The sequence below is a fragment of the uncultured Kiloniella sp. genome (assembly GCF_937128705.1).
Classification (GTDB): Bacteria; Pseudomonadota; Alphaproteobacteria; order Kiloniellales; family Kiloniellaceae; genus Kiloniella.
Genome location: NZ_CAKZMP010000236.1, coordinates 1 through 21,485 on the forward strand (window position 1 = coordinate 1; position 21,485 = coordinate 21,485).

Annotated in this window: 24 protein-coding genes; 10 read left to right on the forward strand and 14 right to left on the reverse strand. The window is 45.8% G+C overall.

Annotated features, from left to right (window positions below; translation table 11 throughout):
• The 4 genes from msrB to hslV all read right to left on the reverse strand — a co-directional run.
• Positions 1–412 (reverse strand): peptide-methionine (R)-S-oxide reductase MsrB (msrB, locus tag Q0241_RS12225; RefSeq protein ID WP_299377738.1); only part of this gene is annotated, 412 nt, incomplete at its 3' end.
• A 239-nt stretch (positions 413–651) separates the two neighbouring features.
• Entirely contained in the window at positions 652–849 is a 198-nt protein-coding gene (locus Q0241_RS12230; RefSeq protein ID WP_299377740.1) for a DUF1737 domain-containing protein, read from the reverse strand.
• Between the two features lie 35 nt (positions 850–884).
• Positions 885–2,219: an ATP-dependent protease ATPase subunit HslU gene (gene hslU, locus Q0241_RS12235; protein WP_299377742.1), complete on the reverse strand. Its 1,335-nt coding sequence runs from the start codon at positions 2,217–2,219 to the stop codon at positions 885–887.
• Positions 2,219–2,776 (reverse strand): ATP-dependent protease subunit HslV, encoded by a 558-nt coding sequence (hslV, locus tag Q0241_RS12240; protein ID WP_085901820.1) that lies wholly within the window; start codon positions 2,774–2,776, stop codon positions 2,219–2,221. The genes hslU and hslV overlap by 1 nt, the downstream gene beginning before the upstream one ends.
• 418 nt (positions 2,777–3,194) lie before the next feature.
• On the opposite strand from hslV, the gene hisB reads away from it, so the two are divergent.
• The 7 genes from hisB (at position 3,195) to Q0241_RS12275 (ending at position 7,455) form a co-directional block, all read left to right on the forward strand.
• Positions 3,195–3,782: an imidazoleglycerol-phosphate dehydratase HisB gene (gene hisB / locus Q0241_RS12245; protein WP_299377785.1), complete on the forward strand. Its 588-nt coding sequence runs from the start codon at positions 3,195–3,197 to the stop codon at positions 3,780–3,782.
• A gap of 53 nt (positions 3,783–3,835) precedes the next feature.
• Positions 3,836–4,477 (forward strand): imidazole glycerol phosphate synthase subunit HisH, encoded by a 642-nt coding sequence (gene hisH, locus Q0241_RS12250; RefSeq protein ID WP_299377746.1) that lies wholly within the window; start codon positions 3,836–3,838, stop codon positions 4,475–4,477.
• A complete protein-coding gene (locus Q0241_RS12255) occupies positions 4,474–5,028 on the forward strand; it encodes a GNAT family N-acetyltransferase (protein ID WP_366941179.1) in 555 nt (184 codons plus the stop codon). The genes hisH and Q0241_RS12255 overlap by 4 nt, the downstream gene beginning before the upstream one ends.
• Positions 5,029–5,040: 12 nt before the next feature.
• The gene (hisA, locus tag Q0241_RS12260; protein WP_299377748.1) at positions 5,041–5,781 is read left to right on the forward strand and encodes a 1-(5-phosphoribosyl)-5-[(5-phosphoribosylamino)methylideneamino]imidazole-4-carboxamide isomerase; all 741 of its coding nucleotides are present in this window, start codon (positions 5,041–5,043) and stop codon (positions 5,779–5,781) included.
• 105 nt (positions 5,782–5,886) lie between these two features.
• A complete protein-coding gene (gene hisF / locus Q0241_RS12265; protein WP_299377750.1) occupies positions 5,887–6,648 on the forward strand; it encodes an imidazole glycerol phosphate synthase subunit HisF in 762 nt (253 codons plus the stop codon).
• Between the two features lie 20 nt (positions 6,649–6,668).
• Positions 6,669–7,007: a phosphoribosyl-ATP diphosphatase gene (locus tag Q0241_RS12270; RefSeq protein ID WP_299377752.1), complete on the forward strand. Its 339-nt coding sequence runs from the start codon at positions 6,669–6,671 to the stop codon at positions 7,005–7,007.
• Between the two features lie 91 nt (positions 7,008–7,098).
• The gene (locus Q0241_RS12275) at positions 7,099–7,455 is read left to right on the forward strand and encodes a histidine triad nucleotide-binding protein (RefSeq protein ID WP_299377754.1); all 357 of its coding nucleotides are present in this window, start codon (positions 7,099–7,101) and stop codon (positions 7,453–7,455) included.
• 89 nt (positions 7,456–7,544) lie between these two features.
• Here the strand turns inward: Q0241_RS12275 and Q0241_RS12280 are convergent, their stop codons facing one another.
• Entirely contained in the window at positions 7,545–9,086 is a 1,542-nt protein-coding gene (locus Q0241_RS12280; protein WP_299377756.1) for a PAS domain-containing sensor histidine kinase, read from the reverse strand.
• A 339-nt stretch (positions 9,087–9,425) separates the two neighbouring features.
• On the opposite strand from Q0241_RS12280, the gene Q0241_RS12285 reads away from it, so the two are divergent.
• Positions 9,426–9,671: a ParB N-terminal domain-containing protein gene (locus Q0241_RS12285; RefSeq protein WP_299377758.1), complete on the forward strand. Its 246-nt coding sequence runs from the start codon at positions 9,426–9,428 to the stop codon at positions 9,669–9,671.
• A gap of 74 nt (positions 9,672–9,745) precedes the next feature.
• Here the strand turns inward: Q0241_RS12285 and Q0241_RS12290 are convergent, their stop codons facing one another.
• The 4 genes from Q0241_RS12290 to Q0241_RS12305 form a co-directional block, all read right to left on the reverse strand.
• Complete coding sequence (locus Q0241_RS12290; RefSeq protein WP_299377760.1) at positions 9,746–11,269, reverse strand: YifB family Mg chelatase-like AAA ATPase; 1,524 nt, start codon at positions 11,267–11,269, stop codon at positions 9,746–9,748.
• 101 nt (positions 11,270–11,370) lie between these two features.
• On the reverse strand, positions 11,371–11,847 hold the full coding sequence (locus tag Q0241_RS12295) for a DUF523 domain-containing protein (RefSeq protein ID WP_299377762.1): 477 nt from the start codon (positions 11,845–11,847) through the stop codon (positions 11,371–11,373).
• A gap of 217 nt (positions 11,848–12,064) precedes the next feature.
• Positions 12,065–13,642, reverse strand: coding sequence for a SulP family inorganic anion transporter (locus Q0241_RS12300; RefSeq protein ID WP_299377764.1), 1,578 nt, complete (start codon positions 13,640–13,642; stop codon positions 12,065–12,067).
• Positions 13,643–13,872: 230 nt separating this feature from the next.
• Positions 13,873–14,814: a nitrilase-related carbon-nitrogen hydrolase gene (locus tag Q0241_RS12305; protein WP_299377767.1), complete on the reverse strand. Its 942-nt coding sequence runs from the start codon at positions 14,812–14,814 to the stop codon at positions 13,873–13,875.
• 154 nt (positions 14,815–14,968) lie between these two features.
• On the opposite strand from Q0241_RS12305, the gene Q0241_RS12310 reads away from it, so the two are divergent.
• A complete protein-coding gene (locus tag Q0241_RS12310) occupies positions 14,969–15,808 on the forward strand; it encodes a glycosyltransferase family 2 protein (RefSeq protein ID WP_299377770.1) in 840 nt (279 codons plus the stop codon).
• A 91-nt stretch (positions 15,809–15,899) separates the two neighbouring features.
• Positions 15,900–16,880: a glycosyltransferase family 9 protein gene (locus tag Q0241_RS12315; RefSeq protein WP_299377773.1), complete on the forward strand. Its 981-nt coding sequence runs from the start codon at positions 15,900–15,902 to the stop codon at positions 16,878–16,880.
• 97 nt (positions 16,881–16,977) lie between these two features.
• Here the strand turns inward: Q0241_RS12315 and phoB are convergent, their stop codons facing one another.
• The 5 genes from phoB to pstC form a co-directional block, all read right to left on the reverse strand.
• Positions 16,978–17,694, reverse strand: a complete 717-nt coding sequence (gene phoB / locus Q0241_RS12320; protein ID WP_082130429.1) for a phosphate regulon transcriptional regulator PhoB — start codon at positions 17,692–17,694, stop codon at positions 16,978–16,980.
• Positions 17,695–17,698: 4 nt separating this feature from the next.
• Positions 17,699–18,439, reverse strand: a complete 741-nt coding sequence (gene phoU / locus Q0241_RS12325; RefSeq protein ID WP_299377777.1) for a phosphate signaling complex protein PhoU — start codon at positions 18,437–18,439, stop codon at positions 17,699–17,701.
• An 11-nt stretch (positions 18,440–18,450) separates the two neighbouring features.
• Positions 18,451–19,251, reverse strand: coding sequence for a phosphate ABC transporter ATP-binding protein PstB (pstB, locus tag Q0241_RS12330; RefSeq protein WP_299377790.1), 801 nt, complete (start codon positions 19,249–19,251; stop codon positions 18,451–18,453).
• 28 nt (positions 19,252–19,279) lie between these two features.
• Positions 19,280–20,566, reverse strand: a complete 1,287-nt coding sequence (gene pstA, locus Q0241_RS12335; protein ID WP_299377780.1) for a phosphate ABC transporter permease PstA — start codon at positions 20,564–20,566, stop codon at positions 19,280–19,282.
• A partial coding sequence (pstC, locus tag Q0241_RS12340; protein WP_299377782.1) for a phosphate ABC transporter permease subunit PstC occupies positions 20,559–21,485 on the reverse strand: 927 nt, incomplete at its 5' end. The genes pstC and pstA, both read right to left, overlap by 8 nt.

Here is a 21,485-nt window from a genome sequence, read left to right on the forward strand (position 1 = left end):
AACCTTCTGCTTCCATGTCGCTTTTGGCAATGAATTTCAGTGAAGCAGAATTAATGCAATATCGCAGGCCACCTTTATTGGCTGGCCCATCGGTGAAAACATGGCCTAAATGGCTATCACCGTGTTTGGATCTTACCTCCACGCGTTCCATTCCATGAGTACTATCCCTGAGTTCAGCAACGTGTGTTGGCACAATTGGTTTGGTAAAGCTTGGCCACCCACAATGACTTTCATATTTGTCTGATGAGGCAAAAAGGGGTTCGCCAGAAACGATATCCACATAGATACCAACCTCTTTGTTTTCCAAATATTCGCCAGTATAGGGTCGTTCCGTTCCGTTTTCCTGCGTCACCCGATATTGTTCGGGGGTTAGCTGTGCGATTGCCTCTTGATTTTTTTTATAGGTCTTCATGGCAACAAGATCCTTTTATCATCATTTCTTATTGGAATATGGGGCGTGTGGGCCGTAAATGCCAAGTGTTCCAGCCATAAACTTTATGTGAAGAGAAAATTACGGAGAACTATCTATGAAGAGTTTGTGCTCTAGATGGTTTTATGTGCGGAATTCATTGTATGGAAAAGAAAAATGCAGGTGAAAGTCCCACCTGCATTTTGTAGCGTCATCGACTAAAAAAGATCACCAGTTTTGGCTTAAGCTTCGTCTTTTTCTTTGCCTTCAGGCTCTTTGTTCTCTGGCCAGATAACAGCTTGTCCACAGATTACATCTTCGCCGTTGAAGGTCAGAGATGGAGACCCATAGAGTCGGTACCCATCTTCCAAAGCCTGAGAGATGCGTTTGCAAAACTTATCGTCGTCCTTACCCGTGATAAAACGATACCCTAATTTCATCGTCTTTCCTTTGTTCTTGCCTGTGTTTTGGGCAATTAGAGAATAAATTTCGACAGATCAGTATCTTTGGCAAGCCCAGATACCTGTTCTGTCACATCATCAGCCGTGATTGTCACGCTTTCGCCGCTTCTGTCTGTTGCTGTGAAAGAGATTTCTTCCAACAGTTTTTCAAGCACGGTATGAAGGCGGCGAGCACCGATATTTTCAACAGACGTATTGATTTCGGCTGCAAGATCCGCAAGGGCATCAATCGCAGAATCTTCAAAGGAAAGTGTTAGCTCTTCGGTACCCATCAAGGCAATATACTGCTTAATCAGGCTGTTTTCCGGCTCCATGAGGATACGTTTCATATCGTCACGGCTAAGGGCGTTTAGCTCTACGCGAATAGGCAAACGTCCCTGAAGCTCTGGCAACATGTCCGATGGTTTGGACAGGTGGAATGCACCGGAAGCGATGAAGAGAATATGATCAGTTTTAACGGCACCATGTTTGGTGCTGACGGTTGTTCCCTCGATCAAAGGCAGAAGATCGCGCTGAACCCCTTCCCGGCTGACATCGCCACCGGAACGTTCTGAACGGATGGTGATTTTGTCGATCTCGTCCAGGAATACGATGCCGTTCTGCTCAACATTGCGGATGGCGTCTTGGACAAGGCTTTCTTCATCCAGCAGCTTGTCGCTTTCTTCTGTCATCAGAAGCTCATAAGATTCTTCGACTTTCAGACGGCGCTTCTTGGTTTTTTGACCAAAGCCTTTGCCAAAGATATCACCCAGATTGAGCATCCCCATGCTTGCGCCTGGCATACCGGGAATATCCATGGTTGGCATTTGCATGCCACCATGATCGGTCACCTCAACTTCGATCTCTTTGTGGTTCAGCTGCCCTTCGCGGAGCATTTTCCGGAATTTTTGTCGGGTTTCTTCGCTTGACCCATCGCCAACCAAAGCATCAAGAACGCGGTTTTCTGCATTCTGTTCCGCTTTTGCCTGAACAGATTTACGTTGGCTTTCTTTTGTTAACAGAATGGACGCATCAACAAGATCACGAATGATCTGTTCAACATCGCGGCCTACATAACCAACCTCGGTGAACTTGGTTGCTTCTACTTTCAGGAAAGGCGCATTGGCAAGTTTTGCCAAGCGACGGGCGATTTCGGTTTTACCAACCCCGGTCGGACCGATCATAAGGATGTTTTTTGGAAGAACTTCTTCGCGCATCTCGTCGCTAAGCTGTTGACGTCTCCAGCGATTACGCAGGGCGATGGCAACAGCACGTTTGGCCTCATTTTGGCCAACGATGTAGCGATCTAGTTCTGATACGATTTCACGCGGGCTAAAGGCGCTGGTGTGTTGAGTGTTATTTTCGGTCATTATTTGGCGTCCATACTTTCGACGATCAAATTAGAATTAGTGAAAACGCAGATATCAGCGGCGATACCAAGGGATTTTCTAGCAATTTCTTCTGCTTCCATACCATCGATATCAATAAGCGCCTTTGCTGCAGACAGGGCGAACGACCCGCCGGACCCAATGCCCATTAGACCATCTTCTGGTTCCAGAACATCGCCGTTACCCGTTAGAATCAAAGACGTTGTGGAATCAGCAACAACCATCATTGCCTCAAGTCTGCGTAGATAGCGATCGGTCCGCCAATCCTTTGCCATTTCAACACAAGCACGTGTCAGTTGGCTTGGATAGCTTTCCAGCTTAGCTTCCAGACGTTCAAAAAGAGTGAATGCATCGGCAGTCGCCCCGGCAAAGCCAGCGATAACATCGCCTTTGCCCAGTCGACGCACTTTACGTGCATTTGCTTTGATAACGGTGTTGCCCAGGCTCACTTGGCCATCGCCGGCTATAACAACCTTGTTACCTTTGCGGACAGACAAGATCGTCGTGCCGCGCCATTTAATTGGATCGTGTTCAGACATTGTTTTGAAATGGTCCATTCACTGCTTCACGTCAAGGGATGATCATACGAGAAAAGTATGTTTGTGCTGAGAAAAGTTGAAATTATATACTTTTTCAGCAATCTGTTTTCGTAATCATCTATTGTTCAAATTTTCTAGGCATAGGTAATACAAGCTATGGCAGGGGATGACAACCACACCAAAAGGTCATTTCTTTGATCTATTCAAGAATGTTTTTGGTCAAAAAGAGACCTTTGATGTTTTAATCTGCATGATGGAATAAATCTCTCTGGCATAGAGGGTGCTGACCTGCTACAAAAGCCGCGGATTTACTAGCGAAAAAGCTGGTTAGTCGTCTATACAATTTAGGACAATTTAGACAATTTTCGGATGGACTTTTGGGTCAATGCATCCGATCAGTCATTGGGAAGGATACCCCGTGCGGCAAGCAAGTATCGAGCGGAACACCAACGAAACGCAAATTACGGCAACCATCAATCTGGATGGTTCCGGTAAATATGATGTGGAAACGGGTGTTGGATTTCTTGATCATATGATCGAGCAGCTTTCTCGACATTCCTTGATGGATATAACGTTGCGCGCCAAGGGTGACTTGCACATTGATTTCCACCACACCGCTGAAGATGTGGGCATTGCGTTGGGACAGGCCTTTAAACAGGCTTTGGGTGATCGCAAGGGCATTCGTCGGTATGGTTCCTGTCTTTTACCCATGGATGAAGCTTTGAGCAGGGTCGCACTGGACCTGTCCAATCGTCCCTATTTGGTTTGGAACGTGATTTTTGATCGCGATAAAATTGGCGATATGGATACTGAACTCTTCCGAGAATGGTTTCAGGCCTTTGCCTTTAATGCGGGAATGACGTTGCACGTGGATCAGATTCATGGCTTTAACAATCACCATATTGTCGAATCCTGCTTTAAAGCTTTGGCACGATCCATTCGTGAAGCGATCGAGATTGATCCCCGCAAAGCAGATGAAGTTCCCTCAACCAAAGGCGTGCTCTGATCAATCTGAGCTGATAGCAAACTTTTCAACGTAAACGTGATGAGGCATTGAAAATGACGCTCGCGATCATTGACTATGGATCTGGAAATTTACGCTCGGCCGCCAAGGCTTTTGAGCGTGCTGCTGCCGAGTCTGGTCTGGGGACCTCTGTTGTTGTGACGAGTGATCCGGAGCAGGTACGAAAAGCAGATCGTATTGTACTGCCCGGTGTCGGGGCTTTTGCTGATTGTTGGCGTGGTCTGAACGCTGCTGAGGGCATGGTTGATGTTCTACAGGAACAGGTAATTCAAGGCGGCAAACCCTTTATGGGGGTGTGTGTCGGCATGCAGTTAATGGCGTCGGTTGGCCGGGAATACAAAGACTGCACTGGCCTAGGTTGGATCCCCGGCGAAGTTGTCAAAATGGATCCGGAAGATCAAAGCTTGAAGATCCCGCACATGGGGTGGAATGAGCTGTGTGTCCTGAAAAAAAGCCCTGTTTTGAACGGGCTTGAAGATGGGACGCATATTTACTTTGTCCACAGCTATCACTATATCCCTGAAAACCGGGATCATATCCTTGCCGAAGTTGAGTATGGTCATAAAGTTGTTGCTGTTATCGGACGCGATAATTTGATTGGTACTCAATTTCACCCTGAAAAATCTCAAGCTGCTGGTTTGAGTTTATTTGCCAATTTCCTGAAGTGGAAACCATGAACGCAACGCCCACTATGCCAGATCGTGCCCCCACTGTCGGGGTGAACGAACTAACAGAATTTCGCGGACCGGATCTCTATGATCTTTGTGATGCGACCGAAGCTGCTATTGAAGATGGCGGTGGCTTTGGGTGGCTGCGGGTTCCCGAACGCGATACACTGGAAAATCATTGGCGCGGCGCGCTGTTGATACCGGGACGACAAATTTTTGTAGCGCGGCTTGATGGCACCATCTGTGGGTCAGCCCAACTGCATTGCCAGCCCCGGAATAACGAAGCACAGGCCCATTCCGGCCAGCTGTCTTCCTTCTTTCTAGCCCCTTGGGCACGTGGTCACGGATTAGCAGCCCAGATGGTCAAGGCGGTCGAGCTTGCCGCAAAAGAACGGCGGTTGAGCGTTCTTAACCTTGATGTACGAGAAACACAGAAACAGGCTATTCGTGTCTATGAGCAACTGGGTTTCACACGTTGGGGCACGCAACACAGCTACGCCAAGGTAGATGACCAGTGGGTTGCTGGACACTATTACAGCAAGCTTTTGAATAATTCCTGAGGATAAAGAACCATGATCGTATTTCCGGCAATTGATCTGAAGGATGGGGCAGCCGTTCGTCTATTGAAAGGTGAAATGGATACGGCGACCGTTTTTAATACTAACCCTGCAGCGCAAGCAAAAGAGTTTGAAGACGCTGGATTTGAATTTCTGCACATGGTTGATTTGAATGGCGCCTTTGAAGGCCGGCCGGTGAACCGCGCTGCCGTTGAAAATATAGTAAAGGCTGTTTCCATGCCAACCCAGCTTGGTGGTGGCATTCGTGATATCAAGACCATTGAACAGTGGCTGGATGCTGGGGTTACACGTGTTATTCTCGGTACTGTGGCTGTTAAAAACCCAGAACTGGTTATGGAAGCTTGTAAAAAGTTCCCGGGTAAAATCGTTGTCGGGATTGATGCGCGCAGTGGCATGGTTGCGACCGAGGGCTGGGCAGAAACCAGTGATCTAAAAGCAACAGACCTGGCGCGTAAGTTTGAAGATGCTGGTGTTAGCGCCATTGTCTATACCGACATTGATCGTGATGGTTTGCTTCAAGGCTGTAATGTCGAATCAACTGCAAACTTGGCGCGGGCAATTTCTATTCCTGTGATTGCATCTGGTGGCGTTGCTTCGGTTGAGGATATAAAACAGTTGAAGCTGGTTGAAGATGCGGGGATTGAAGGAGTGATTTGCGGTCGGTCCATTTATGATGGTCGTATTGATGCGAAAGAAGCACTTTCTATTGCTTCTGGTGTTATCGAAGCGAAATAATGTGGTTTGAAGACATAACCAAACTGTCATTTGTAATCGGCAGTAAACCGCTCGATATTACAGTTGATATACGGGGTGAAAACCTCAGAAGTTCCGGAGAGTTAAATGCTTAAGGCAAGAATAATTCCCTGTCTTGATGTGAAAGACGGACGCGTTGTAAAGGGCGTGAATTTTGTTGGATTGCGTGACGCTGGTGATCCGGTTGAACAGGCACGCCTTTATGACAAAGCGGGCGCTGATGAGCTTTGTTTTCTGGATATTACTGCAAGTCATGAAAAGCGGGACATTATGCTGGATGTGGTTTCGCAAACGGCTGAAGAGTGCTTTATGCCCCTGACCGTTGGCGGTGGCATTCGAACACTCGAAGACATCAGAAGTCTGTTACTTGCAGGGGCAGATAAGGTTTCCATCAACACAACCGCTGTTACCAATCCTGAATTTGTCAAAGAAGCCAGTGAAAAGTTTGGCTCTCAGTGCATTGTTGTTGCGATTGATGCGAAACAGGTTGCACCGGGTAAGTATGAAATTTTCACGCATGGCGGGCGCGAGGAAACAGGTCTGGATGCGGTTGAATGGGCGCAAAAGATGGAACGGTATGGTGCAGGCGAGTTGCTTCTCACCTCTATGGACCGTGACGGTACCAAGCAGGGATACAATTTACCGCTAACCCGGGCGATTGCTGATGCTGTGCGTATCCCTGTGATTGCTTCTGGTGGCGTTGGAAACCTTGATCATTTGGTTGATGGGGTTAAAGAAGGTCATGCAACTGCGGTTCTCGCGGCATCGATCTTCCACTTTGGTACCTACAGTATAGCAGAAGCGAAAGAACATATGGCACAGGCAGGTGTCCCTGTTAGAGCTGTCTAGATAAATATTGGATAAGACAAATGGCGAAAAAGAAACTCTCGGCAGATATTCTAGATGAACTCCACCACGTTATAGTCAGTCGTAAAGATGATAATCCAGATGATTCACATACGGCACGCCTGTTCTCAAAGGGTGTGAATAAAATTGCCCAGAAGGTTGGCGAAGAAGCTGTTGAAACCGTTATTGAGGCTGTGGGCGGCTCAAAAGAAGAGCTTGCGGCTGAATCAGCTGATTTGCTTTATCATCTTTTAGTTCTTTGGGAAGCGAGAGGCGTAAAGCCATGCGATGTCTGGGAAGCACTGGAAGGTCGTAAGGGTATTTCCGGTATTGCCGAGAAAGCGTCTCGTATAAAATACTGATCTTATGGTGTAGCTGGATCTACAGGTAATCTTGACGGATCATTTAGGCTGCTGTTTTATATAGTGCTCGGACTTAAAAGGAATAATAACAATGGCCTATGATCAAAATAATATCTTTGCAAAAATTCTTAGAGGCGAGATTCCTTGTGAGAAAGTTTTTGAAAATGAACATGTTTTCGCTTTCAATGATATTTCCCGTAAGGCCCCAGTTCATATTTTGATTATCCCAAAAGGGCCTTATGTTTCATCTGCTGATTTTTATGAAAAAGCATCGGCTGATGAAATCGTTGCCTTGAACAGAGCTATTGGCGAGATTGCGAAAGAAAAGGGCATTGTTGAATCCGGTTATCGCGTTATTTCAAACCACGCAGCTCATGCGCACCAGGAAGTGCCACATTATCATGTACATTTGCTTGGTGGTTCTGATCTTGGGGGATGCTTTAATTAACTTTCCATCTCAATCTCTAGGATAGAAGTTTAATTTTAAACGGAGGCATGATTGCCTCCGTTTTTGTATGTCGTGTACAACACCAATAATCATACTGCCATATCTGCCGGGAAATGAAGGACAATATTTGTCCCTGTGCCTTTGACGCTTGTCAGCTTTAGGTTCCCACCATTGATAACGGTTAGTGATCTTGAAAGCGGTAGTCCCAACCCTGTTCCCTCATATTTCCGCTCTAGGCTGTGGTCAACCTGGGTAAAGGGGCGCAGTGCCAGCTTAATTTCAGCTTCACTCATGCCAATACCAGTGTCATCAATGTGGATTTTAAAGCCATTTTCTTCTGAATAGTTGGCACTGATGGTGACGACACCTTGGTCATTGGTAAATTTAAGCGCGTTAGATACCAGGTTGAGTAAAATCTGTTTTAAACTTCTTTCATCGATAAGAATAAGGGGAATATCTTTGGGGATATTTGTTTGAAGTGAAATACCTGTATTGATCGCTTTTCGCTGCGCGATCTGAAGGGTGTGAGCAATCGTCGTCCGAAGACAGACACTCGTTTTACAGAGACTTAGTTCACCTGATTCGATCATCGAAAGATCAAGAATATCATTGATAATTCCCAAGAGATGGCTACCGCTATTGTGAATATCGCTAACGTATTCCTGATATCGAGGGTGTCCCAGATCGCCAAATATTTTTTGTTCCATTACTTCGGAAAAGCCAATAATGGCATTGAGGGGCGTCCGTAGTTCGTGGGTCATTGCCGAAAGGAAAGCGGTTTTTGCCATACTTGCACTTTCCGCATGATCCTTGGCAATTCGTAGAGCGCGCTCGATCTTTTTTATTTCTGTTAATTCAACATCAATACAATACATTTCATGTTCTTGATCGGAATTTAAAAGCATGACGTGACTGGAGTAAACAGGTATTTGATCGCCGTTTTTATTTTTTAGTCTCATTTCTCCGGAAGGTATCGGCGTATTTTTCGTGAGCCAGGTCTGGTGTGCATTGATAACGTGATCTCGCATTTCATTAGGAATGATCAGGTTTTCTAATTTTTTCCCTAAGGCTTCTTTTTCTGTATATCCATAAAGATTGGTACTGGCCCCATTCCAATATATAACTTGTCTGTTCTTATCGTATCCTTGAACTGCGATGTTTTGTACCTGATCAAAAATAGCTCTAAATCTGGCCTCAGGTAATAAGCAGGTTTCAGTTGAATCGTCCTGTTTATCCGCAGGTTCTACATAACCTTCGAAAGCAATTATTAATCCACTTTTATCTCGTATCGCGACGCAGTGTTCTTTTACCCACCGGGTTGTGCCGTTGACTTGGAATATCTGATAGACGATTTGGCTTAGCTGATCTTTTTGTTGAACCTGATTATAAAGGTTCTTACGCAGGTCTGGATCAGTATAGAGCTGGCAATTTGGTGATCGTGTGTGTTCATAAAACTCTTCAACCGAATCAAAACCAAAGAGCCGTGCATAAGCGGGATTCACTGTGGAAAAACATCCGTCACAGTCTATACGGTACATGCCATAAGGACAGTTATTTACGAGGCTTTGGCATAAACCAGTATCATTTGCTTCTTCTGAGTGGAATGACTTGATTTTACTTATTGCTAACATTGCGAGTCCTGTTGAAATTATGTGGGACAAACGCACAAGTAGTTATTAATTATAAGCATAAGTTGAGCGTGATTTTAGTAAAATTTTAGAGAAATTTTATTTATATTGTGAATCAGTAAGTTATGGATCATGGTTGTTTTTATGAAAATTTGAAAATTATACTTTTCACAAACTTAAAGTTGAAATTTAGTTAGAAATACATGTCGTAAAAACGTGGATTCATGCGGAGTCTCACTTATTTTAGAGAAATTTTTCGTCCCCTTAGTAAAAAAATGGCGGTAAAAGCTATAATGTTTAGACGAATCAGAATGATTGATAAGGGTAGGGAGAAATAAAATAATGAAGGTTCATACCCTAAACATAGACGAGATTTATGTACCAGCTGATCGCCGTAAAGAACTTGACCCTGAAAAATTAAAGCTTACGGCTGACAAGATAATGGACGAGGAGGAACAGAACCCTATAAGCGTTCGTCAGGGCAAAGGTCGTTATGTATTGTTGCGAGGGGTTCACCGTCTCGAAGCTCGTAAGGCTTTGGGGGAAACGACGATTAAAGGGCACATATTGCATGCCAAGCAAAGATAACTGTGTGTGGGCCTCTATTAAGCTTAAAGCTTTCTAGCTTTATTCTTTCCCGCGCAGTTTTCACATAACAGCTACTACTTTTTGGGCTTTCTATAACGCAGAGATTCGGCAATGTGTTTCGTCTGAATCATATCCTGACTGTCGAGATCGGCAATGGTCCGTGAAACTTTAAGGACACGATGGTAGGCTCTGGCCGAAAGTTTGAATTTTTCTGATGCTTGCTGCATCAATTCCTTTTCCTTGGGCCCCAAGAAAGCAATTCTATCCAGAATTTCCCCTTCTGCCTCGGCGTTGCAATGGGGACGGTTTTGCTTTGGATAGACAGCGTATCGTTGTGTCTGGATATCACGCGCAGTCTGGACCCGCAGTGCAACATCGTGGCTGCCTTCTTTAGGGGGCGGCAGAGATAAATCAGATGCTCTAACTGGTGGGACGTCGAGATAGAGGTCTATGCGATCATAAAGTGGGGCTGAAATACGGGCTTGATATTGGGTGCTACACCTAGGCCCTCGGGCACAGATCTGAGTTACAGGGTCGACTTCGCCACAACGACAGGGATTCATCGCAGCAACCATCTGAACGCGTGCAGGGTAGGTAATATGGGCTTCTGCTCGGGCAATGGAGATTTTGCCAGTTTCCAAAGGCTGGCGTAACGTCTCGAGCACGTTGCGGTTAAACTCTGGAAGTTCATCGAGAAAGAGAACACCCCTGTGTGCCAATGATATCTCTCCGGGTTTTGCTTTGGGACCACCACCTGCAATGGCGGGCGCAGAGGCCGAGTGATGAGGGTCTCTGTAAGGACGTAAGCTTTCTAACGTGCCATTTTTTAACAGGCCAGCAAGGGAATGAATCATACTGACTTCTAAAATTTCTTCTGGTAACAGCGTTGGCAAAATTGATGGCAGTCGAGAAGCAAGCATTGATTTTCCAGAACCGGGAGGACCATTGAAAAGTAAATGATGACCACCGGCAGCAGCGATTTCAAGCACCCGTTTAGCCGTTTCTTGTCCCTTTACATCCCTTAGATCCGGAAGGTGCCGACGGTCTGGTTCTGGGTGGGGCAGGACTGTTTTGGGCGCCGAAAGTATTTGGCGCCCATTGATATGATTTGTGAGCGCTAATAGGCTGGAGGGAGCAATAATTTCCAATCCTTTTACCCATGCGGCTTCCACGCCTTGGCTTTCAGGGCAGATTATACCCTTATCACTTGCCAGCGCCTGTAAAGCAGCGGGTAAGATACCGTTTACAGCCCGTATGGTTCCATCCAGAGCCAGTTCACCCAGCACAAGGTAGGTCGTTAATTCACTTGCGGGAACAATTTCCATGGCGGCAAGGATACCGAGTGCTATGGGAAGGTCGTAATGACTCCCCTCTTTCTGTAGGTCCGCCGGGGCCAAGTTTACTGTGATTCTTTTGGGCGGAAGAGCCAGCCCGATTGCGGTTAAGGCTGCGCGGACTCTCTCTCGGCTCTCTGCGACGGCTTTGTCTGGCAATCCGACAATGTGAAAGGCGGGTAACCCACTTGATAACTGGACTTGAACTTCGATGTCCCGAACTTCGATCCCCTGAAAAGAGACGGTATTGATCTGAACAGTCATCTACTTTTACCTGAATGGAACAAAAAGAGAACTTAGTGTAACATTCTTTATTGCACGTAAAAGAGGAAATTTATTTTTTGTGTATGATTTATTGTAACTCTTTATATGTTTGCGAGATCAAGAGCACGTTCAATGTTATGTTCACTGAAAACAGAAATGCCGTTGGCACGTAACAGATCTGTGACAATACCTGCGCCATTGATCTTTGTTCCGGTAAAGGAACCATCATAGATAAAGTCACTGCCGCAAGAGGGACTGCCCTCTTTGAGAATGGCAATTTTAATATTGTGATTCTGGCACAGGGAAAGTGCTTTTTTCGCCCCGTGTGTAAAGGCATTGGTGAAATCTTCGCCTGTTTGGCTTTGTATAAGGTTAGCTATGCGTTCAGCGGGTGCTCTGGGGGTTGGCAGTCCCCCGGCAACTTCAGGGCAAAGCAGGACAATGCGTCCTTGTTTATGGAGTTGATGGAGCTTTTCTGACCCTTGGGATGCGTATCGCCCATCATATCGCACTGGTTTTCCCATCAGGCAGGCGCTTACAAGTATCTGAGGATCTGATTTTTGGGTGCTATTGCTCATGATGACTGCTTCTCAATCAGTGCACTGAATTTCCGTGAACGACTATATGATCTGTATTTCGAGAAAATTTAACACTTGATGATAGTGTTTTTACACAAAGCATACGTGACCATGCAAACATCTGCCAATATGATTATGTTTTTCCTCAGAATTTGAAAGATAAAAAATAAAGAGGGCAAAGGCCCTCTTTATTTAAGTAGGTTATGGCGGTTGAGGCTTACACCTTTTGAGCTTTATCAGCGATTTCATCATCTTCATGGTACATTTCGTTGTAATCAACAAAGATGCCGTAATGTGGATCGCCTTCTTTATCTTCTTCGACCATGCTGACAGACTTCTCAAGCAGATGACGACAATCAGGGCTTAGATGACGCAGGTGCAGCGTTTTTCCTCTGCGGGTGTAGCGTTCAGCCAAGCCGTCGATTGCTTCTAGGCCTGAATGATCCCAAACACGGGCGTTCTGGAAGTCCACGACCACATCATCAGCATCATTGGCGGGATCAAAAAGGTCTCGGAACGAGCTGATTGACCCAAAGAATAATGGGCCAGAAATCTCATAGACTGTTGTCTTGCCGTCTTCTGTAGTGCCGACGCGTGCATAGATATGCTTGGCTGAGTTCCAGGCAAAGACTAGGGAAGAAACGAGCACACCGACAACAACGGCAATGGCAAGGTCACTATAAACTGTGACACCAGAAACCAAAATTAATACAAAAGCATCTGATTTTGGAATGCGGTGGAGAATGCGGAAACTTGACCATTCAAACGTGCCGATCACGACCATAAACATCACCCCGACCAGTGCGGCAAGCGGGATAAGTTCAATAAGATCCGAAGCAAATAGAATGAAGATCAGCAAGAAGACCGCAGCCGCAACACCTGAGAGGCGCGCTTTACCACCGGATTTAATATTGATCATGGACTGGCCGATCATGGCACAGCCACCCATACCACCAAAGAAACCGGTCACAAGATTTGCAACGCCCTGCCCCATACATTCCTGTGATGTGCGACCTTTGGTTTCGGTGATTTCATCAATCAAGGTCAGGGTTAGCAGCGATTCAATCAGGCCAATAGCGGCAAGGATAAGTGAATATGGAAAAATAATATAGAGAGTTTCAAGCGTGAAGGGGACGCTTGGAATATGAAACTCTGGCAAACCACCTGCGATAGACGCCATGTTACCAACGGTTGGAATATCAAGTCCGAAACCAATAACAACCGCAGTGACCACAGCAATGGCAGCCAATGGTGCCGGAATCAGATTTGTAACCTTTGGCAAGAGAAAGCTAATTGCCATTGTTAGGGCAACAAGACCGAGCATGATATAAAGTGTTGCACCGCTCAGCCATTCACTACTGGGATCTGTCGGGTTCACTTTGAACTGGGATAGCTGGGCGAGGAAGATGACAATGGCCAACCCGTTCACAAAGCCAAGCATTACAGGGTGTGGAACCAGACGAATAAATTTCCCGAGCTTGAAGATACCAGCAAGAATTTGCAGGATACCCATCAGAACCACGGCGGCAAATAGGTATTGTACCCCATGCGAAACAACTAGGGCGACCATAACAACGGCGAGTGCCCCTGTGGCGCCAGAAATCATTCCCGGACGTCCCCCGATTAATGAGGTAATCAAACCGACAATAAAGGCAGCATATAGGCCAACCAGTGGATCGACCTGTGCCACGAAAGCAAAGGCGACAGCCTCTGGTACAAGGGCAAGAGCAACAGTTAATCCCGAGAGAACATCAGCTTTGATATTTTTCGGGTCGCAAAAATTGTAGGCTTTCATCTGGTATCCGATCGGATCTCTTTAAGGCCATGGGGATTGCCCAATGACCGAATTAAGGGCGATCTTTACCTCTTGGAAAAAGTCGCCATGTTTCTATGCTGGCGCGCTTCTAACAAATTTATTTACTTTAGAAAATATCTAATCTGCGCCTTGTCTGTTCTGTGGGGTATGTGTTGAACACATATCGAAGGCAAGGATAGCTGATCAAACAGGTAAATTAGGCCCCTACTTTATTCTTCTTCGACAAAGATATGATCTGCATCCCAAGCACCTGGCCAAACTTCTGCTGTACCGTTTCGCAACCTGCGAATTTCCGCAAAGGGTACATCTTTGGCAACGATCAAAGGTCCCTGCCCAACAGTGGTGTCCGCCGGTGAAATTTCGGTGGCAACCCCAATATGTCCAAGGCTTTCTTCACAGGGAATGTAGACAGCGGCGGCAGAGGTTTGGTTTTGCCTTTTTTTACCCAGGAAACGTGTTGCACCGATTGGGCCGACAGCGGCAATAGCAGCTTGTAATTCAATGGCCCTAGCTTTTGCACAGCCAAAAACGCGATTATAGCCCGCAAGTTTTGATGTCATCGATGGGACAAGGATCAAATCAATATCGTGATCGGCTATCAGAGAGGACAAAGCCGGCATTTCCACATCCAAACAAATCAGGATGGCGATCCGCAGCCCCTGCCAGTTAAAAACCTTTACTTTGCTCCCCGGTGTCAAACACCATGCTTGGGGATCTTGTTCGCTTGGGGTCAGGCACAGCTTATCCTGTGTGATATAACGTCCATCGGGCAAGAACAGATGGGCTCTGTTGTAATACCCGCTGTTATCATTGACGGGCGAGTCAGAGACTTCGTCTTTGGTATAGATTGCAACAGGAAAGGTTCCTGCTAATAAACCCATTTCATGTGTTTTCGCTAAGCCTTTTAGCTGATCAATCGCATCTGCTGCCTGCGTTGCCATCCAGGGAATTTCTTCGTCGGGTGCAATACCAGCGGGGGCAAAGGACATCCATTGCTCTGAAACATATTCAGGCATGAGCAATAGGTTCGCCCCTTGCTCTTTAGCCTGTTCCATCCGATGGCTGGTAATCTCTATCCAATCTGCAAGAGACTTTAGGGGTGTTTCCAGATTTATAGCCCAGAGAGCAATATTTAGCGGGGATAGAGTCACACGTATTCTCCTGTAATGTTGTTCTTATGATATAGAAAACATTTCCAAAAGAAATCCTTTGGTACAAAAATAAGGGGTTTGGCAAAAGACATTGTCTCTATTACAAAGGTTTTGAATTTTTACTTATTTTAATAGCGCAATATAGAGACCCATAATGCATTCTGCGAAGAAGATCAGTTTGATTATTACGACATACAACTGGCCGCAAGCATTGGACTTTGTACTGAGGTCTTTGGAAGACCAGATAGATAAGAACTTTGAAGTTATTATCGCTGATGATGGATCTGGCCCTGATACAAAACAGTTAATCGAAAACTTTTCCAATACGTCAGAAATAACAGTAAAGCATTTTTGGCATAGAGATAACGGGTTTCGTGTTGCAGCCGCGCGAAACGGTGCTGTTGCGTTGGCGGAAGGAGATTATCTAATCTTTATTGATGGTGATTGTTGCCTGATGCCTTCTTTTATTGCATCGCACCGAAAATTAGCAGAGAAAAATTGGTTTATAGCTGGCCGAAGAGTTTATTTAAAACAGGGTTTTACGTCTAAAGCTCTCAAAAAGGGATCAAATTTTTTCCGTTGGCCTTCCTGGGTTCTTTTTATCATGGGATTGACGGGTCAGTGTAATCGCCCTTTTCAGTTTTTACCTCTACCGCAATCAAGCAGTACCCGTAAAAAGAAAGCTAAAAGTTGGGACAAGGTTCAAACATGTAATCTAGGTGTTTGGCGAGATGACTTTTACCAGGTCGATGGATTTGATGAAAGCTATGTTGGTCACGGACTAGAAGATTCAGACTTTACCGTCAGATTGATCAGAAGCGGTATACAACGAATTGATGCGAACCATTGTTCACCTGTTTTACATCTTTATCATAGTAGGTCTATTCCTGAGCGTGCGGATAAAGAAAGTCTAAATCCAAAGCGGTTTCAGGCGCTATTGGAAAGTGACCGTCATATTGCGGTCCAAGGAATATCAACTCGTCAATCGTCTTAAGAAATGCAGCTTTAATCTTTCTTTAGCAAGCTCTTTGAGTATAGTTGCGGCTGGATTAATATCTAGAATAATCAATAAGGTTTAACCAGTAATGTCAGAATTGGGTAAAACACTTGTGGTAACTGGCGGTGGGCTAGGTGACACTCTGTTCCATATGCCGTTTATTCGTTCTATCCAACAAAAGTCTGAAGGAAAGTCGATTGTTCTCGCGTGTAAAAAAGGGCGGGAAATCAGTGAACTTTTCTCAGAAATTGACATGGTTAGTCAGGTTTTACCTATTGCCAAGGATCAGGACGTTTCTGGGAAAGCTGATCTAGGCAGGTTACGTCGTTTAACGAAAGCGGCAAAGATTGATACGGCATTTGTTTTTCATAAATCGACAGGTATTTCATTCGCGATTATGATGGCGGGTGTCAAAAACCGTTATGGGTATTTCTTCAAAGGCTCCTGGAACCGTTTTTTCCTCAACAAGGGGACGTTGACGCCGAAACAGGTCCCCTTACCAGCTTTCATGCATCATGCTGCTATGGTCATGGATGATGTGGGTATTTCTTACGATTATAGTGATGTCAGGTTTCGGCAACCCGAACATGTTGTTAAGGCTGCGTTCGAGGGAATTGGACTGCCAGAAAAACCAAAAATGATTGCGTTGGGTATTAATGCCAGCGCAGCCTATAAGCAATGGGGTGTCAAAGGATATTCGGAAATTGCAGAGCGTCTTTTGGAAAATTATCCCGGACAAATTCTGTTGTTTGGCGCTGGTGATGTCGCCCCGATTGCCCAAGGTATCTTGGATAATACCGCTAGCCCGGACCGATTTATTGACCTGACAACCCGTAAGGTGTTGCTTCACCATAGTCATGCTTTGCTTCAATCCTGTGATTTCTACGTAGGCAACGATAGCTTTGGTCTTAACTTGGCGGCGATGTCGAGCATGCCTGCGGTGGGAATTTTTATCAAAAGCTATTACTTCGCGTACTCTGACTGGATTAAGCCCGTTATCTCGCCCAGTGATGATATTTCCGAGGTTACGTCAGAGCAGGCATGGAGTGAGATTGAAAAGCTTTTATAAACAATCTTTTCTAGTGGTGAACCATAAATAGCCAATAACCTACATCCTAAACATTAGGAGACGGATTATTGGCTATTTCTATATTAAAGTAGCTTAATTAAGCTGCTTTGGCGCGATCCAGAGCATAGCCCGCGGAACGGACCGTACGAATTAGATCCTGTTCAGTACCTTCGTTCAGGACTTTGCGGAGGCGTCTGATATGAACATCTACTGTGCGGGGTTCAACGTACACATCGTGGCCCCAAACTGAATCAAGTAACTGTTCGCGACTAAAGACACGCCCAGGGTTTTGCATCAGGTGGCGGAGCAACTTGAATTCGGTTGGACCCAAATGAACTTCGCGATCACCGCGATAAACTTTATAGGCAGCCAAATCCATGTTGATGTCTTCAAAGGTAAGTGCTTCGGTTACTGTTTCCGGTTTGCTTCGACGCATGATGGCGCGAATACGCGCAACCAGCTCAGCAGGTGAAAACGGTTTCGTCATGTAATCATCGGCACCTGAATCCAGACCTCTTATTTTGTCTGTTTCTTCACCGCGTGCTGTTAGCATGATGATTGGCACATCTTTGGTTTCTGGCAGACGACGGAGCTGGCGACAAACTTCAATGCCTGATAGAAGCGGGAGCATCCAATCCAGAAGAATTAGATCCGGGGCTTCTTCTTTTGCACGAAGAAGGGCTTCTTCGCCATCATGTGCTTCATTGACGCGAAATCCTTCTTTTTCAAGGTTATAGCGTAATAACGTTGTCAGTGCGATTTCGTCTTCAATGACTAATGCCAAGGGTTTCATGGAAAGGTCCTTTTTTTCCATTACATTAAATTTCTACTTCGCCTTCCCCGTCATCGGGGGTAAGGATTTGAAAAGCGGTGCGATCCCCTTTAGGGCGTTTACCTTCCAAACGTTCGCCGGTCGATAAATAGTAAATAGTTTCAGCTATATTTGTTGCATGGTCGCCCATGCGTTCGATGTTTTTGGCGATAAAGAGCATGTGTGTACAGGCGCCGATATTCCGTGGATCTTCCATCATGTAAGTCAGAAGTTCGCGGAACAAAGAAGTGTACATTTCGTCAACTTCTTCATCCCGGTGCCACACATCTATCGCGCGGTCCTTATCGCTGTTGGAAAAGGCATCAAGGGTATCTTTGACGATTTCCTGGACCAACCGGGACATCCGCATAATGCTGGTAACGGATTTTTGTGGTGGCATTTGGTTGATTGCAATACTGCGCTTGGCAATATTCTTTGCATAATCGCCAATACGTTCAAGATCAGACGAAATTTTAAAAGCTGCAATGACGGCCCGAAGATCGTTAGCAACGGGTTGGCGCAAGGCAATCAACTGAATGACAGCGGCTTCCAATTCTTCTTCCAGGGCATCGATTTTTGCGTCTTCTTTACGGACGAGTTCAGCTTTTGCACTGTCGCGTTGAACAAGCGCATCGACGGCTTCGGACAGTTGATTTTCTGCCATGCCACCCATGCGAATTATAATCTCATGAATGGTACGAAGTTCTTTGTCAAACGAGCTGACGATGTGGTCTGTGGTTTCTGGCATATCCATCCTCCTTACCCGAATCTTCCCGTAATGTAACCTTGGGTACGATCATCTTGTGGGCTGGTAAAGAGACGATCTGTTTCTCCGACTTCGACCAATTCTCCCAGATGGAAGAAGGCTGTTCGTTGAGACACACGGGCTGCTTGTTGCATAGAGTGCGTTACAATCACGATTGTAAAGCGTTCTCTAAGCTCATCAATAAGTTCTTCAATTTTTGCAGTTGCAATTGGATCCAGAGCAGAGCATGGCTCATCCATCAGGATTACTTCTGGATTAATTGCAATAGCACGCGCAATACAAAGGCGTTGCTGCTGTCCGCCGGAAAGGCCTGTGCCTGGTTTGTCCAAACGATCTTTCACTTCATCCCATAAACCAGCGCGACGGAGGCTTTTTTCTACGCGTTCATCCAGTTCGTCTTTGGTGCTTACAGTTCCGTGCAAGCGAGGACCATAGGCGATATTGTCAAAGATGGATTTTGGAAAGGGGTTTGGTTTTTGGAAAACCATCCCGACACGTGCCCGGAGAAGTACGGGATCGAGACCGGAATTGTAAAGATCGACACCGTCCAGACTTATGCGCCCTTCAACGGTGCAATTTTCAATCACGTCATTCATGCGATTGAGGCAGCGTAAAAAGGTTGATTTACCACAACCGGATGGACCGATCAGGGATGTGACCTCGTTGGCACCAATATCCAGCTGTATGGATTTTAGTGCCTGACTGGGGCCGTAGAAAACATTTACATCTCGTGCCATGATTTTTGGCTCGGAGGTAGCGGTTTCAGATTGGGTCGTATAATTTTGCATATCCATAGCGTAGGACATTCCTATTATTCCTTGCTTACCAACGACGCTCAAAGCGTTTGCGCAAAATAACTGCGATTGCGTTCATGACGATGAGAAAGGCCAGCAGTATCATAATTGCTGCTGATGTTTTTTCGACAAATCCACGTTCTGGACTATCTGCCCAAAGATAAATCTGTACGGGAAGGACAGTGGCCGCATCGCTCATTGATCCTGGGATATCTGCGATAAAGGCAACCATACCAATCATCAAAAGGGGCGCGGTTTCACCAAGTGCCTGCGCCATACCCAAAATGGTTCCGGTCAAGATCCCCGGCATTGCGAGTGGGAGCACATGGTGGAAAACAGTCTGCATTCTTGAAGCGCCGATGCCCAAGGCGGCTTCACGAATGGATGGTGGTACAGCCTTAAGCGCGGCACGGGATGCAATAATAATGGTTGGCAAGGTCATCAGGGCGAGAACCATACCACCAACAATCGGGGCAGATCTTGGTAATCCCATAAAGTTCAAGAAGATAGCGAGCCCTAAAAGTCCAAAGACGATGGAAGGGACTGCGGCAAGATTGTTGATATTTACCTCGATAAGATCTGTCCATTTATTGGTCGGGGCAAACTCTTCCAGATAGATAGCGGTTAGAACACCTACTGGGAAGCAAAGCGCTAGTGTGATCGCCAAGGTATATAGTGAGCCAATTACAGCCCCGAGAATACCCGCTTCTTCCGGCTCTCTTGAATCTCCATTAGTGAAAAAATTGATATTGAATTTTTTTATAATGCGGTCATCTTCGAACAGGGTATCAAGCCAGGCTAGTTCGCGGTCCTTAATCTTGCGGTTGCTTTCTGGAACATCTCTCGGGATATAACCTTTGTAAAAGCTATCAACATCATCTGATGATTTGACGGCAATGGTTGCGGTTGTTCCAACCAATTTTGGGTTGTCGAGAACAGCGTTTCGGATATCGAATTCTGCTGATGACCCGACGATTCCATAAAGAGCTCGTTTGGCTTTACGGCCTTCAATTCCAGGAAACTGTTCTCTTAGTGCACTGCGCAGTAACCCTTTGTAACTGGCAGCCGCGAGGTCTTCTACCCGTTTGGTTCCTTTAGGATCAATGGTTTCGGCATCAAGTCGGATGTCCATTAGAATATAGGTCTGCTGAAAGGCTGTGTAGCCTTTGGAAATAATAGACGTGAGCAGAAGGCAAAGCACAAGCACAGCGGTCATGACAGCAGCTAGGCCATAAAAACGAAATCGTTTTTCAGCCGCGTTGCGTCGCTTGAGCAAGCTGGGATTTATTTTGAGATGTGGCGTGTTATCAGTCATATTTTTCACGATATTTACGGACCACTTTAAGGGCCACAACGTTCATAGTAAGGGTGACAACAAAGAGCAGTAATCCCAGTGCAAAGGCAGCGAGTGTCTTTGCAGAATCAAATTCCTGATCACCAACGAGAAGAGTAACAATCTGAACCGTAACGGTGGTAACTGCTTCCAAAGGGTTGGCCGTTAAGTTTGCGGCAAGACCAGCTGCCATGACGACAATCATTGTTTCGCCGATTGCTCGGCTCATCGCAAGAAGTATGGCACCTACAATACCAGGAAGAGCCGCGGGAATAATCACTTTGGTAATGGTTTCGGATCTCGTTGCACCCATGGCATAAGATGCGTCTCTGAGTGATTGCGGTACAGAATTCATCACATCATCTGAAAGGGATGAGATAAAGGGAATGATCATGATGCCCATAACCATGCCAGCCGCCAAAGCTGATTCTGATGAAACGCTTAGTCCTAGAAGGGTACCGCTTTCCCGAAAGAAAGGAGCAACAGTCAGAGCTGCAAAAAAACCATAAACAACCGTTGGAATACCTGCCAATACTTCGAGAACTGGTTTCGCAAATGCACGGAATTTCTTTCCGGCATATTCAGACATATAGATGGCAGATAAAAGACCGACAGGAATGGCAACAGTCATACAGATAAATGTGATCAGCATCGTCCCGGCAAAAAGCGGAATTGCACCGAAAGAACCTGAACCACCAACCTGATCACTTCGTAGAGCTGTTTGTGGGCTCCAGTGCGTGCCGAAAAGGAAATCAAAGAAAGGCACTTTGTCAAAAAAACGAAGTGTTTCGAAGATCAGGGAGAAGACGATGCCGACTGTCGTTAGAATAGCAATAAGGGACGAGACCATCATGATGATTGAGATAACTTTCTCAACCTGATTTCTTGCTCTCAGTTCCGG

Excerpts from the sequence above, each read along its gene's own strand:
- Q0241_RS12255 (WP_366941179.1), top strand. The coding sequence starts at position 4,474 with ATGAACGCAACGCCCACTATGCCAGATCGTGCCCCCACTGTCGGGGTG.
- hisA (WP_299377748.1), top strand. The coding sequence starts at position 5,041 with ATGATCGTATTTCCGGCAATTGATCTGAAGGATGGGGCAGCCGTTCGT.
- Q0241_RS12280 (WP_299377756.1), bottom strand. The coding sequence starts at position 9,086 with ATGTTAGCAATAAGTAAAATCAAGTCATTCCACTCAGAAGAAGCAAAT.
- hisH (WP_299377746.1), top strand. The coding sequence starts at position 3,836 with ATGACGCTCGCGATCATTGACTATGGATCTGGAAATTTACGCTCGGCC.
- Q0241_RS12275 (WP_299377754.1), top strand. The coding sequence starts at position 7,099 with ATGGCCTATGATCAAAATAATATCTTTGCAAAAATTCTTAGAGGCGAG.
- Q0241_RS12230 (WP_299377740.1), bottom strand. The coding sequence starts at position 849 with ATGAAATTAGGGTATCGTTTTATCACGGGTAAGGACGACGATAAGTTT.
- Q0241_RS12270 (WP_299377752.1), top strand. The coding sequence starts at position 6,669 with ATGGCGAAAAAGAAACTCTCGGCAGATATTCTAGATGAACTCCACCAC.
- Q0241_RS12290 (WP_299377760.1), bottom strand. The coding sequence starts at position 11,269 with ATGACTGTTCAGATCAATACCGTCTCTTTTCAGGGGATCGAAGTTCGG.
- Q0241_RS12285 (WP_299377758.1), top strand. The coding sequence starts at position 9,426 with ATGAAGGTTCATACCCTAAACATAGACGAGATTTATGTACCAGCTGAT.
- pstB (WP_299377790.1), bottom strand. The coding sequence starts at position 19,251 with ATGGATATGCAAAATTATACGACCCAATCTGAAACCGCTACCTCCGAG.
- Q0241_RS12310 (WP_299377770.1), top strand. The coding sequence starts at position 14,969 with ATGCATTCTGCGAAGAAGATCAGTTTGATTATTACGACATACAACTGG.
- hslU (WP_299377742.1), bottom strand. The coding sequence starts at position 2,219 with ATGACCGAAAATAACACTCAACACACCAGCGCCTTTAGCCCGCGTGAA.
- phoU (WP_299377777.1), bottom strand. The coding sequence starts at position 18,439 with ATGCCAGAAACCACAGACCACATCGTCAGCTCGTTTGACAAAGAACTT.
- hisF (WP_299377750.1), top strand. The coding sequence starts at position 5,887 with ATGCTTAAGGCAAGAATAATTCCCTGTCTTGATGTGAAAGACGGACGC.
- Q0241_RS12300 (WP_299377764.1), bottom strand. The coding sequence starts at position 13,642 with ATGAAAGCCTACAATTTTTGCGACCCGAAAAATATCAAAGCTGATGTT.
- Q0241_RS12315 (WP_299377773.1), top strand. The coding sequence starts at position 15,900 with ATGTCAGAATTGGGTAAAACACTTGTGGTAACTGGCGGTGGGCTAGGT.
- Q0241_RS12295 (WP_299377762.1), bottom strand. The coding sequence starts at position 11,847 with ATGAGCAATAGCACCCAAAAATCAGATCCTCAGATACTTGTAAGCGCC.
- phoB (WP_082130429.1), bottom strand. The coding sequence starts at position 17,694 with ATGGAAAAAAAGGACCTTTCCATGAAACCCTTGGCATTAGTCATTGAA.
- pstA (WP_299377780.1), bottom strand. The coding sequence starts at position 20,566 with ATGACTGATAACACGCCACATCTCAAAATAAATCCCAGCTTGCTCAAG.
- hslV (WP_085901820.1), bottom strand. The coding sequence starts at position 2,776 with ATGTCTGAACACGATCCAATTAAATGGCGCGGCACGACGATCTTGTCT.